General features: G+C 59.4%; 10 protein-coding genes. 5 read left to right on the top strand and 5 right to left on the bottom strand.

Annotated elements, in window-relative coordinates; translation table 11 throughout:
• Nucleotides 1-6: 6 nt before the first annotated feature.
• Nucleotides 7-852 carry an AAA family ATPase gene (locus C2846_RS10120; protein ID WP_080050790.1) on the bottom strand — a complete coding sequence of 282 codons (846 nt, stop codon included), beginning with the start codon at nt 850-852 and terminating at the stop codon, nt 7-9.
• A gap of 147 nt (nt 853-999) precedes the next feature.
• On the opposite strand from C2846_RS10120, the gene cysK reads away from it, so the two are divergent.
• The 4 genes from cysK to C2846_RS10140 all read left to right on the top strand — a co-directional run bounded on the left by cysK (nt 1000) and on the right by C2846_RS10140 (nt 5054).
• The gene (gene cysK, locus C2846_RS10125) at nt 1000-1974 is read left to right on the top strand and encodes a cysteine synthase A (protein WP_080050791.1); all 975 of its coding nucleotides are present in this window, start codon (nt 1000-1002) and stop codon (nt 1972-1974) included.
• Between the two features lie 108 nt (nt 1975-2082).
• Nucleotides 2083-3798 carry a bifunctional isocitrate dehydrogenase kinase/phosphatase gene (gene aceK, locus C2846_RS10130; RefSeq protein WP_080051745.1) on the top strand — a complete coding sequence of 572 codons (1716 nt, stop codon included), beginning with the start codon at nt 2083-2085 and terminating at the stop codon, nt 3796-3798.
• Between the two features lie 269 nt (nt 3799-4067).
• A complete protein-coding gene (locus C2846_RS10135) occupies nt 4068-4274 on the top strand; it encodes a cold-shock protein (protein ID WP_036989629.1) in 207 nt (68 codons plus the stop codon).
• A 198-nt stretch (nt 4275-4472) separates the two neighbouring features.
• Nucleotides 4473-5054, top strand: a complete 582-nt coding sequence (locus C2846_RS10140) for a TetR/AcrR family transcriptional regulator (RefSeq protein ID WP_080050792.1) — start codon at nt 4473-4475, stop codon at nt 5052-5054.
• A gap of 1 nt (nt 5055) precedes the next feature.
• Here the strand turns inward: C2846_RS10140 and C2846_RS10145 are convergent, their stop codons facing one another.
• Nucleotides 5056-5427 carry a hypothetical protein gene (locus C2846_RS10145; RefSeq protein ID WP_080050793.1) on the bottom strand — a complete coding sequence of 124 codons (372 nt, stop codon included), beginning with the start codon at nt 5425-5427 and terminating at the stop codon, nt 5056-5058.
• Nucleotides 5428-5494: 67 nt separating this feature from the next.
• On the opposite strand from C2846_RS10145, the gene C2846_RS10150 reads away from it, so the two are divergent.
• The gene (locus C2846_RS10150; protein ID WP_119701381.1) at nt 5495-7501 is read left to right on the top strand and encodes a S9 family peptidase; all 2007 of its coding nucleotides are present in this window, start codon (nt 5495-5497) and stop codon (nt 7499-7501) included.
• Nucleotides 7502-7516: 15 nt separating this feature from the next.
• On the opposite strand, the gene C2846_RS10155 is transcribed toward C2846_RS10150, so the two are convergent.
• From C2846_RS10155 to putP, 3 genes are all read right to left on the bottom strand, one after another.
• Complete coding sequence (locus C2846_RS10155) at nt 7517-10645, bottom strand: efflux RND transporter permease subunit (RefSeq protein ID WP_080050795.1); 3129 nt, start codon at nt 10643-10645, stop codon at nt 7517-7519.
• Nucleotides 10645-11775 (bottom strand): efflux RND transporter periplasmic adaptor subunit, encoded by a 1131-nt coding sequence (locus tag C2846_RS10160; RefSeq protein WP_095624319.1) that lies wholly within the window; start codon nt 11773-11775, stop codon nt 10645-10647. The genes C2846_RS10155 and C2846_RS10160 overlap by 1 nt, the downstream gene beginning before the upstream one ends.
• Nucleotides 11776-11977: 202 nt before the next feature.
• Entirely contained in the window at nt 11978-13453 is a 1476-nt protein-coding gene (putP, locus tag C2846_RS10165; protein ID WP_080050797.1) for a sodium/proline symporter PutP, read from the bottom strand.
• Nucleotides 13454-13469: the final 16 nt, after the last annotated feature.

A 13469-nucleotide genomic window follows, 5' to 3' on the forward strand; every position in this document is an offset into this window, starting at 1 on the left:
ACCCCCTTAGCGATTCTGCCGACGGGTCATGAACGCCAGACGCTCAAGCAGCTGTACGTCCTGTTCGTTCTTCACCAGCGCGCCGTACAGCGGCGGAATGGCCTTGGTCGGATCACGATCACGCAGCACCTCAGCGCCGATCTGATCAGCCATCAGCAGCTTCAGCCAGTCGACCAGCTCCGAGGTTGAAGGCTTCTTCTTCAGGCCCGGCACCTTGCGCACGTCGAAGAAGATATCCATCGCCTCGGCGACCAGCTCCTTCTTGATCTCCGGGAAGTGCACATCAACGATCTTCTGCATGGTGACGCGATCAGGGAAAGCGATGTAATGGAAGAAGCAGCGGCGCAGGAAAGCATCCGGCAGCTCCTTCTCGTTGTTCGAGGTAATGATGATGATCGGGCGCTGCTTGGCCTTGATGGTCTCGTTGGTTTCGTAAACGAAGAACTCCATCTTGTCGAGTTCCTGCAACAGGTCGTTGGGGAACTCGATGTCGGCCTTGTCGATCTCATCAATCAGCAGGATGGCGCGCTGGTCAGACTCGAAGGCCTCCCACAGCTTGCCCTTTTTGATGTAGTTGCGGATGTCGTGAACCTTGTCTTCACCCAACTGCGAGTCACGCAGGCGGCTGACTGCGTCGTACTCGTACAGCCCCTGATGGGCCTTGGTGGTCGACTTGATGTGCCAGGTGATCAGCTTGGCGCCCAGCGACTCGGCCAACTGTTCGGCCAGCATGGTCTTGCCGGTACCCGGTTCACCTTTGACCAGCAGCGGACGCTGCAGGGTGATGGCGGCATTGACCGCCAGTTTCAAATCGTCTGTGGCGACGTAGGAAGCGGTACCTTCGAATTTCATGCAGGCTGTCCTCAATAAAACCGGTTTGCGGTTGCCTTGGGCTGGCAACTTTCAAGTAAGCCGTTGACTATATCGCGTGCATAGGCGCAGTGTGAACCGGGGTGTAGTATTCAGTCACTGAATGATCATCAGGACAAGGAATCATCCATGAGCAAGATTTACGCAGACAACTCCCAGGCCATCGGCAACACACCGCTGGTGCGCATCAACCGCCTGGCCCCCAAGGGCGTGACCATTTTGGCCAAAATCGAAGGCCGCAACCCCGCCTACTCGGTCAAATGCCGCATTGGTGCCAGCATGATCTGGGACGCTGAATCCAGCGGCCGGCTCAAGCCCGGCATGACGCTGGTCGAGCCAACCTCGGGCAACACCGGAATCGGCCTGGCTTTTGTTGCTGCGGCACGCGGCTACAAGCTGATCCTGACCATGCCGGCATCGATGAGTCTGGAGCGGCGCAAGGTGCTCAAGGCCCTGGGCGCCGAACTGGTCCTGACCGAGCCGGCCAAAGGCATGAAGGGCGCCATCGAGAAAGCCCATGAAATCGCCACCAGCAACCCCGAGCAGTATCTGCTGCTGCAACAGTTCGACAACCCGGCCAACCCGGCGATTCATGAAAAGACCACCGGCCCGGAGATCTGGCGCGATACCGATGGCGATATCGATGTACTGGTCGCAGGTGTGGGTACCGGCGGCACCATTACCGGAGTATCGCGCTATATAAAGCAGCAGTGCGGCAAACCGATCCTTTCCGTGGCGGTAGAGCCGATCAGCTCACCGGTGATCAGCCAGACCCTGGCCGGCGAAGAAGTCAAACCCAGCCCGCACAAGATACAGGGTATCGGTGCCGGCTTTGTGCCAAAGAACCTCGACATCAGCCTGGTCGATCGCGTCGAGCAGGTCAGCGATGATGAGGCCAAGGCCATGGCCATGCGTTTGATGCGCGAAGAAGGCATTCTCAGCGGCATTTCCTGCGGCGCCGCCATGGCCGCCGCGGTACGCCTGGCCGAGAAGCCCGAGTTTCAGGGCAAGACCCTGGTAGTGATCCTGCCGGATTCCGGCGAGCGCTATCTGTCCAGCATGTTGTTCACTGACCTGTTCACCGAGCAGGAAATGGTGCAGTAAGCCTCCCCTGTGGGCCGCAACAGCGGCCCGCGACCTTCGAACACTTCCACCAGCGCCCACGACTGGCTTATTCTGCCGGCAGACATTCTGCACAAGGCCCAGCCAATCATGCCCTACAGCCCAGAAACCCTGGCTCAGACCATTCTCGACAGTTTCGACGATTACCGCCGTCAGTTTCGCGACATCACCGAAGGCGCCCGGACCCGGTTTGAACAGGCTCGCTGGAACGACATCCAGGACGCCTCAACTCAACGGATCAACCTGTACGAAGAGTGCGTTCACAATACTGCCGACACCCTGCGGGCTAATGCCGAGGTCAGTGGCATCATGGACGCCGAGCGCTGGCCGGCGATCCGCCAGGCTTACATTCCGCTGATCGACCAACGCTTCGATGACGAGCTGGCTGAGACCTGGTTCAACTCGATTTTCTGCGCGCTGCATCACCATGACCAGATCAGCGACCGGACCATGTTCGTCCACAGCTCCCGCCCGCTGACCAGGCCGCCGTCACGCATCGCCCTGACCCGCGGGTTCATTTCCGATGGCTCACTGGATGCCCTGGTCCGGCAGATACAGGATGAATACGCCTTTGATGCGCCATGGGCCGACCCGGATGCGGATCGCCACATGATTGTCGAGAAGCTGCGCCAGGGGCTGCCTGACTGGGCCCAGCAGGATCGCGGTCTGACACTGGAGCTGGTGCAGTCAGTATTCTACCGCAACAAGGGCGCCTATCTGGTCGGTCGGGTCCTGAGCCAGGGCGAACAATGGCCGTTCGTACTGCCGCTGGTACACCGCGAGCATGAAGGTATTGCCGTCGACACCCTGATCACCGACGAATCCGAGGTGTCGATCATTTTCTCCTTCACGCGTTCCTACTTCATGGTCGATGCACCGGTGCCGAGCGAGATGGTCGCCTTCCTCAAGCGCCTGCTGCCGGGCAAACACATCGCCGAGCTCTATACCGCCATTGGCTTCTACAAGCAGGGAAAGTCGGAGTTTTACCGCGCACTGATCGACCACCTGGCCAACAGCGACGACCGTTTCATCATGGCCCCTGGCGTGCGCGGCATGGTCATGAGCGTATTCACCCTGCCCGGCTTCAACACCGTCTTCAAGATCATCAAGGATCGCTTTGCGCCATCGAAAAATATCGATCGCGCTACTGTCATCGACAAATACCGCCTGGTGAAACGCCACGACCGGGTCGGGCGAATGGCCGACACCCAGGAATTCGCCGATTTCCGCTTCCCTCGCGAGCGCTTCGACCCCGAATGCCTGGCCGAACTGCTGGAAGTGGCGCCCAGCACGGTGGTCGAGGAAGGTGACACCATTCTGATCCGCCACTGCTGGACCGAACGGCGCATGACCCCGTTGAACATCTATCTGGAACACGCCAGTGAAAGCCAGACCCGCGAAGCCCTGTTCGATTACGGCCAGTCGATCAAGGAACTGGCAGCCGCCAACATCTTTCCCGGCGACATGCTGCTGAAAAACTTCGGTGTCACTCGCCACGGCCGTGTGGTGTTCTACGACTACGACGAGATCAGCTACCTGACCGAAGTGAACTTCAGACATATTCCCGAGCCCATGTATCCCGAGCAGGAACTGTCATCAGAGCCTTGGTATTCGGTAGGCCCCAACGACGTGTTCCCCGAAGAGTTTCCAGTCTTTCTGTTCGCCGACATTGGCCACCGCAGGCTGTTTGCTTCGATGCATGGCGACCTGTTCGACGCCGATTATTGGAAAGGCCTGCAAGCCCGGATCCAGGCCGGTCAGGTACTGGATGTCTATCCGTATCGACGCCAGCGGATGGAGGCCTGATGGGGCCTGGTAAAAAAATTTGTCGGGAAACGTGCGCTTTTACAAATCTGTCGTATACTCAAGTTCGTTTATTCGCGCATTAACGCTTGATGGGTTCTACTTGACTTGTTTGGCGATAAGGCGCAGAGTGAGCGCGTAGGTTTTCAAGAGATAGAGTTGTAGGCTGCAAGCGCACTTTTCAGTACGTATGTTCGTCATCTCGTAATCTTTGATTCCCACGCTAACTGAGCATTTGCTCTAGTTTTTCAATTTGATAGGAATTATCTGAAATGGCAACTGGTACTGTTAAGTGGTTCAACGACACCAAAGGCTTTGGCTTCATTACTCCGGATGGCGGCGGTGACGATCTGTTCGCCCACTTCTCTGAAATCAAAGTACAAGGTTTCAAGTCCCTGGCCGAGAACCAGAAGGTGTCTTTCGACATCACTACTGGTCCGAAGGGCAAGCAAGCTGCAAACATTCAGATCATCGGCTAATTGTTGAAATCTGACTGAAAAACCCGGCTCCGGCCGGGTTTTTTGTGCCCGTCTTTCAGACCGTGCACAGGCATGAAAAAACACTCGCCCTGAACTCTCTGACAGCGTACCCTATGGGCCATTGAATCCAGGGCCTGCACGACGCACCATGCCTACCTGCCGGGCCCGTTACCACGTAGTTTCCAAGGGGTTCGTACAGTGGATAGCACCGAATCGAAAAAAGCCGCCGACACGCTCAGACTGACCATCTTCCGCGCTGCCGAGGCCATCGTCAGTGAACAAGGCGCCTCGCAACTCAACTTCACCACCCTGAGCGAACGCACCAAGATCGACGAAGCCAGCCTTCAGTCGATGTTTTCCGACCGTGAAGCTCTGCTGACCGCCATGATCGAGCATCGCCTGGAGCGCTTCCGGGTCCGCTGGCGCGCCTATGAAAGCGTCCTGCCGGACGATCCCATGACCGAGCTCAAGGCTTTGCTGCTCAGCAACCTGAGCGAATCAACCGAAGAGAAGAACCTGGACTCAGCCATCCTGGCCGCCGCTGCCAGCAACCCGGCGCTGCTGCAGACAACCTCGGACGACGTTCGCGGGCTGTTTGACATCCTCGACAAGTCACCTCTGGGCCTGGCTCAGGCCAGCATTCTGTTCTTTTCGGTACGTGGCTACCGGCTGTTCGAGCAAATCGGCATCTGCCCGATGACCGACGCCCAGCGTACCGACTTCCAGGAACAGATCATGAAGCTTGCCCGTACCCTGTACGAGCAGAAGAACGAAGAATAATTCAGTCGCTGGCCGGAGCCGCCTCAGCACTCCGGCCACGCCAGTGCCGCCAGGCCAGCCGCAAGCACGCAAGACCAATCCAGGCCAGCAACGCCAAGGTCATTACCAGCGCCAACTCGCCGAGCACCCGCGCCTGGTTGTCGCCAGTATTGAGGAAGGTATCCAGCCCCCAGATGATCACCGCCGGCGCCAACCACGGCTCGCTGACATTGACCTGCGCCGGGGTAAACAGCAGAACCGCCATGATCACCCACAGCGGCTCACGGACAAACCACCAAGCCCAACGGGTCATTACCCACCATACCAGCCAACTACAGGCCGCCGCACCCAGGTAGGCGATCCAGATCAACTGATATTCAGACTCATTGAACATCGATAGGTATCCGCTTGCAGAAATGAGGTGCCTATAATAGCGGTTTTACCCTTGGAGTCCCAGACAGATGCCACCCCGCGCCCAGCGCCTCGCCGGCGAAGACCCCTACGCCTGGCTCGAACAGCGTGACGCTCCCGAGGTTCGCGCCTACCTCGAGGAAGAAAACCGCCATACTGAACAGTGGCTGAGCAGTCACCAGGACTGCCGCGAGCAACTGTTCGAGGAAATCCGCGGTCGCATCCGTGAAACCGACCTGTCCCTGCCCAGCATCTGGGGCCCCTGGCTGTATTATCAGCGCACCCAGGCCGGAGCCGAATATCCCCGCTACTTCCGATGCCCCAAACCGGCGGGCGACAGCCTGCAAATCGATGAGGTTCAAGAAAGCCTGCTGCTCGATCTGAACCAACTGGCAGGCGATGGATTTCTCCAGCTAGGCGACTTTGCCATCAGCCCCGACCACCAATGGCTAGCCTATAGCCTCGACCGTCAGGGCGACGAAATTTATCAGCTCTATCTCAAACACCTGCCCAGCGGGCAGGTCAGCGAGCTGCCGCTGGAACGAGCGGATGGCAGCCTGACCTGGGCGGCCGACAGTCAAACCCTGTTCGCCGTCAGCCTGGATGCCGCTTCCCGCCCCGCTACCCTGTGGCGCCTGAACCATGAAGCCGCACCAGTACAGGTCTATCACGAAGCCGATGAACGCTTTCTGCTGCATTGCTACCGCAGCAGCTCCGAACAATGGCTGCTGCTGGCCAGCAACAGCAAAAACACCAGTGAAGTAAGACTGCTCGATGCTCATCAACCTGATGCCACCTGGCAATTGATCGCCCCGCGTCGCAGCGGCCATGAGTACCATGTCGACCATGGCCCGGACGGCTTGCTGATTCGCAGCAACCAACCCGGCGACAACTTTGCCCTATATCAGGCCGACCCATCTACTCCTGGTTCAGAGCACTGGCAACTGCGAGTCACCATGGACAGCCAGCGCACCCTGGAAGATTTTCACGTCCAGTTGCATGGTCTGGTGCTGAGCTACCGCGACCAGGGCCTGACCCGGCTGCAGGTCTTGCCCAGCCACGGCCAGCCCTACCAGGTTGACATGCCCGACGCGGTCTATAGCCTGCATGTCCAGGGCGGCGAGGAATATCCCAGCGAGCGTATCCGGCTGCGCTATGAATCACTCAACCGCCCGACCGAGATCCGAGCTCTGAATCTGGCCAGCAGTGAACAGCAGGTTCTGCGCAGGACCCCGGTGGAAGGCCCATTCGATCCAGCCGACTATCGGGTCGAACGGCGCTGGGCTACAAGCCCTGATGGCCAGCGCGTCCCCATCAGTCTGGTCGGCCAGCATGCCAGCTTTAACGCCCCTGCCCCGCTCTACCTGTATGGCTATGGCGCCTATGGCGCAAGCATGGACCCGTGGTTCTCCCACGCGCGCCTGTCACTACTGGAACGCGGCTGGCTGTTCGCGATTGCCCATGTGCGTGGTGGCGCCGACATGGGCGAGCACTGGTATCTGGATGGCAAGCTTGAGCACAAGGAAAACACCTTCAGGGATTTTATCGCTTGCGCTGAACAACTGCTCAGCGATGGCCTGAGCACACCTGCTCAACTGGTGATTGCCGGTGGCAGCGCCGGCGGCCTGCTGATTGGTAACGTGATCAACCAGCGTCCCGAGCTTTTCGCCGCCGCCGTCGCCGATGTGCCCTTCGTGGATGTCTGGAACACCATGAACAACCCCGACCTGCCATTGACCATCGGCGAGTACGAGGAATGGGGCGACCCGTCCGAGCCCGAGGTGGCGGCCCGCATCCGTGGCTACGCACCCTATGAACAGGTACGCGCCCAGGCCTACCCGGCCCTCTGGATCACCGCCGGCTATCATGACGTGCGCGTACAGTACTGGGAAGCCGCCAAGTGGGCAGCCAAACTGCGGCATATGAAAACCGACAATAATCCACTGCTGCTACGCACTCAAATGGATGCAGGCCATGGCGGGGCCAGCGGGCGCTACCAGGCGATCCGGGAAATCACCGAGGAGTACAGTTTCCTGCTTAGTCAGGTTCCCGTTTGAACCACAGGCGGCCCGTCAAACGGGCCGCTGTTCCGCTTCAACCTTAGGTTCACGCCGGAACCCACGCTGCTCCAGCACCATGTAGAACACCGGCACGAAAATCAGCGCCAGGGTGCTGGCCGCCAACATGCCGCCCACCACCACGGTACCAATTTCCTGGCGGCTCACTGCTCCTGCGCCAGTACTGAAGGCCAGTGGCAGGCTACCGATGATGAAGGTCAGCGCGGTCATCATGATCGCCCGGAAGCGCTGCTGGGCAGCGGTCAACGCCGCATCGAACGGGGTCATGCCCTGTTTGCGGTTCTGCGCTGCAAATTCGACGATCAAAATAGCGTTCTTGGCCGCCAAGCCAATCAGTACCAGCAGCCCAACCTGGAAATAGATGTCATTGGGGAAACCGCGCAACATCGAGGCAACGATGGCGCCGAATACCCCGAATGGGATCGCCGTAGCCACAGCCAGGGGCAAGCTCCAGCGCTCATACTGGGCTGCCAGGATCAGGAACACCATAACAATGCCAAGCCCAAAGGCGATCGCTCCGGAGGATGCGGCTTCCAGCAACTGATAGGCCTCACCGGTCCAACCAAGCAAGCCCTGCTCGCTCAGCGCCTCATTGCCAAGCTCCTGCATCGCGGCCAGCGCTGAGGCGGTGTTGTAGCCGGGCGCAGGATCAGCCGTGAGTTTGGCTGCCGGATATAGATTAAAGCGGCTGACGCTGTCGATACCCTGGGTACGCTCGAGATTGACCACGCTATTGAGTGGTACCAGCTCTCCGCTGCCCGAACGCACAAACACCTTGCGCAGGTCGTCCGGGTGACTGCGAAACTCGCCTTCGGACTGCAGATTTACCTGCCAGTTGCGGCCCTGCAGAGTGAAGTCGTTGACGTACAGGGCGCCAAAGGTACTGCGCATGGTGGTGAAAATGTCGTTGATCGAGACATCCATGGCCTTGGCCTTGTCCCAATCGACCACCGCATTGTAACGCGGTACGCCAACATCTACGGCAATCCGGACATTGGCCAGCTCCGGGCGCTGCCGGGCCGCAGCCAGCAAGCGGTCAGCTTCTGCCTTGAGCCGGACCGGATCGCTATCGCCACGCAGTTGCAGATAACCTTCAACACCGCCGGTCAGCGACAGGCCGTTGATCGGTGGCGGTACAAAGGCAAACACGTTAGCCTCCTGGATCGCCATACCAAGGCCCGTGATACGCCGGGCAATGCCCTGAGCACTCTGCTCCGGGCGGGTTCGTTCCGACCAGTCATTGAGTGACACAAAGGCCACGCCCATATTGGTTCGCAAGCCACGATTGAGGATGTCGAACCCGGCGAAAGCGGTCATGCCACGAACCTCATCCATGGCTATCACCTTGCGGCTCAATTCATCACGCACGACTTCAGTACGAGCCAGGGCTGAGACCGGAGGCAACTGGTAAACGGTCAGCAGTGAGCCCTGATCTTCCTGAGGAACCAGACCGCTCCCCATGCGTCCCAGCAGAAAGAGCGTGGTGCCGATCAGCACGATGAACAGCAGCAAGCTGATCAGTACATGCCGTAGCATCCAGCCGACCACCCCGGTAAAGCTGTTGGTCAGCCAGTCAAATCCGTTATTGAACCAGGCAAAGGCCGGTGACGGCTCGGTTTCAGCCCGGTCGAGCAGCAGCGCACACATGGCCGGCGTCAAGGTCAGCGCCACTATCCCGGAAATGGCCACCGATACTGCAATGGTCACCGCAAACTGACGATACAACTCACCACTCAGGCCACCCAGGAAGGCCACTGGTGCGAATACCGCCACCAGCACCAGGGTCGAGCCCAGTACCGCGCCAGCCACCTGCTTCATGGTCTTGCTGGCGGCCTGATAACTGGAAAGCCCCTCCTCCTTGATCAGCCGCTCGGCGTTCTCCATCACGATGATGGCGTTGTCCACCACCACACCGATAGCCAGAATCAGACCGAACAGGGTCAGCAGATTGATCGAAAACCCCAACACCGCCATACCGGCAAAGGTGCCGACCAGCGATACCGGGATCGCTACCAGTGGAATCAGCGTGGCCTTCATGTGTTGCAGGAAGAGAAAGGTCACCAGCACCACCAGCGCCAACGCCTGGATCAGCGTAATGATCACCTCACGAATCGAGACTTCAATGAACAGCGTGGTGTCATAGGGGATGTCGTAGACCAGATCACCCGGAAAACGCTGGGACATGTCGGCCATGGCCGCATGCACAGCGCTGGCGGTATCCAGGGCATTGGCTCCAGGCTGCAGGTAGATGCCGATCGGTACCGCAGCCTTGGCGTTGTAGTTGGCAGTAAAGTCGTAGCTCTGGGCACCCAGTTCCGCCCGGGCAACGTCACCCAGACGCAATGTCCGCCCTTCGGCATCGCTGCGCAGAATAATCCGCTCGAAATCTTCCGGGGTCACCATCCGCCCCGGAGTGCTGACGCTGTAGGTAAACGCCTGACCTGGTGGGGACGGCTCGGCGCCGATGCGCCCGGCCGCGAACTGGGCATTCTGTTCGCGCAGGGCGGCGGCCACGTCACTGGGAGTCAGGTTGTATTCGGCCAGCTTGTCGGGGCGCAGCCAGATCCGCATCGAGTAGTCCTGGGCACCAAACAGCGCAGCATTGCCGACCCCCGGCAGCCGCACCAGCTCATCGATCACATTGAGCAAGGCAAAGTTGCCGATATCCAGGGTGTCGATCTGGTCGTTCTCCGACGACAGCGTAATTACCTGCAGAATCGAGGTCGAACGGGCCTGAACCTGCACCCCAAGATCCCGCACCTCCTGCGGCAGTCTGGCGGTGGCACGCTGCACCCGGTTGTTGACGTCAATGGTCGCCTGATCTGGGTCCGTGCCGATGCGGAAATAAATCGTCAGCTGCATGGCTCCGGAGTCGCCGCTGAAGGACTCCATATAGAGCATGTCATCGACCCCGTTGATAGCCTGCTCCAACGGAGCTGCCACAGTATCGGCAATTACCTGGGCACTGGCGCCAGGGTAGTTGGCCTGTACCACCACCTGTGGCGGTACCACGTTGGGGTACTGCTCAACCGGCAACTGGGTTAGGGAAGAAACACCGGCAATCAGGATCAATACCGACAGAACCGTGGAAAAGATCGGCCGATCAATGAAGAATTGCAGCATCAGCCCTCTCCCTGGCCAGCCAACCGCACCTGCATACCCGGTTGCAGGCCAACATGGCCGTTGACAACCACCCGCTCGCCGGCTTCAAGACCGGCACTGATGATCTGCCGGTCACCGATCACCGGCCCCAATCGTACAGCCCGACGCTCGACCTTCAGCTCCTGATCGACGACAAACACCGACGGCCCCTCGGGGCTGGCCCCCAGAGCATCGGCAGGAATCAGGATTTCATCACTGAATGTACTGAGCACTACCCGGACCCGGACGAATTGACCTGGGATCAGCTGCAGTTGGGGGTTGTCGAAGACCGCCCGCAAGGTAATGGTCCCGGTTGCCGGGTCAATCCGGCTTGAAGTGAAATCCACTCGCCCGCTCAGGCTGTAGTCAGAGCCGTCGGGTAACTCCAGCGCAACCTGCTGCCCGCGGCCATTGCCATCCAGGCCGGCGGCCCGCTGGATGGCCAGATCTCGCTCCGGTAACGCAAAAATCACATGCACCGGATCCTGTTGCACCAGCGTGGTCATCAGGCTGCCCAGCTCAATCAGGCTGCCCTCGGGCTGCACCTCCAGGCTGGTTGCCCCGGACACCGGAGCTCGTACTTCGGTATAGGACAGATTCAGTTCCGCCTCATCGAGCCGGGCTTCGGCCTGGGCCATACCTGCTTCAGCGAAATCCAGTTGGGAGCGAGCCCGATCGCGCTCACTGGTGCTGATCACCCCGCGCCCAAACAACTGCTCAGCCCGCGCCCAGTCACGCTGGGCCTGCAAGAGTTCGGCCCGTGCATTGGCCTGGGCGGCCTGAGCCTGTTTGACCTGTAACTGCATCGGAGCCGGGTCGATACGAAACAGCAGATCCCCCTGTTCGACCCGTTCCCCCTCCTGATAGGCCCGCTCAAGCAGAATACCGGATACCCGGGCACGCACTTCAACTTCACGCGCACCACGCACCCTGGCGGGATACTCCTGAACCAGCTCGGCGCTATCCGGGCTGACGGCCTTCACGGTCACCACTGGCGCCGGACGTGACATGCTGGCGTTATTGCCTTCACCGGATGAACAGCCCTGCACCAGCACACCCAGAATAGCCAGCCCGACAGCAGCCAGTAAATGGGGCAAAGTTCGTGTTGTCATACGGGGATTCCATGTCCTTGTTATAAATGGCCAAGCAGGCCGGACAGCCAAGGGCCGCAGCGAAATACCTCTGATTAGAAGTCAGGAACGGCAACAGCCTCAAGCGATACAACAAATACAGACTGTTGCACTGAGAGAACAGTTGGTTTCAGGCAGAAAAAACCCGCGCCCTGTACCGAGCGCGGGTTTCGGGGACAACCGCTTAGAAGCGGCTGGAGACGTCGTCGAAGGTCGCCTCGATAGTCTTGGACGGTGCCGGAGTCAGCAGGGTAACCACCACGATGGCGATGGTCGCCAGGATGAAGCCCGGAATGATTTCATACAGCCCAATAGTGTCGATCTGTTTGTAAATCACTACGGTCAGACCACCAACAATGATGCCGGCCAGAGCGCCGTTGCGGTTCATGCGCTTCCAGAACAGCGACAGGATAATGGCCGGGCCGAAGGCCGCACCGAAACCAGCCCAGGCGTAGGACACCAGGCCCAACACGGTGCTTTCCGGGTTGAAGGCGAAGATCAAGGCCAACAAGGCAATGCCCACTACCGCAAAACGGCCCACCCAGACCAGCTCAGTCTGGGTCGCGTCACGACGGAACAACGCCTTGTAGAAGTCTTCAGCCAGGGCCGAGGACGACACCAGCAATTGCGAGTCAGCGGTCGACATGATCGCCGCCAGTACTGCGGCCAGCAGGATACCGGCTACCAGCGGATGCATCAGCGCCTGCACCAGAGCAAGGAACACCGTTTCCGCATCACCGAGGCCAGCGTCGCCAAAGTAGCCAATCCCAATCCAGCCGATGAACAGAGCGGCCAACAGGCACACGGCGGTCCAGAGGACTGCGATACGGCGGGCGGTCGGCAGAGCTGCATCGCTCTGTACAGCCTTGAAGCGAGCCAGAACGTGCGGCTGGCCAAAGTAGCCCAGCCCCCAACCCAGCAGCGAGATGATCGCCACAAAGCCCAGTGCGTTACCGTCAACATCTGTGAAGAAGGTCAGCAGATTGGGATTCTTGGCTTCCATCGCCGCATGCGCGACTTCCCAGCCACCCATGGTGTTGAGCGCCATGATCGGCACAATCACCAGCGCGGCGGCCATCAGCAGGCCTTGAATCACGTCGGTCCAGGAGACCGCCAGGAAGCCGCCGAAGAAGGTGTAGGAAATGATCGCCAGGGTGCCGACGATAACCGCGATCTCGTAGCCGAAACCGAACGTGCTTTCGAACAGCTTGCCCGCTGCCACCAGACCAGAGCTGGTATAGAACAGGAAGAAAAGTAGAATGAACACCGCTGCGATCACCCGCAGCAGGCGGGTGTTATCTTCAAAGCGGAATTCGAAGTATGCCGGCAAGGTCAGCGAATCATTGACCGCATGCGAATACACCCGCAGTCGCCGGGCCACGATCAGCCAGTTCAGCCAGGTACCGGCCAACAGGCCAATGGCGATCCAGCTCGCCTCGTAACCGGCAGCCAGCGCGTAACCAGGCAAGCCCAGCAACAGCCAGCCACTCATATCCGATGCGCCAGCCGACAGCGCCGCAGTGCCCGGCCCCAGAGAGCGACCGCCCAGGATATAGTCGGACAAGTTGGTAGTTCGTTTGTAGGCGATGTAGCCGAGGGCCAACATCACCCCGATATACACCACGAAGGTTGCACTCACAATGCCAGTGTTACCAGTCATGTTGTTTTTCTCTCTT

It is taken from the genome of Pseudomonas jilinensis, from assembly GCF_003586265.1.
Classification (GTDB): Bacteria; Pseudomonadota; Gammaproteobacteria; order Pseudomonadales; family Pseudomonadaceae; genus Halopseudomonas; species Halopseudomonas phragmitis.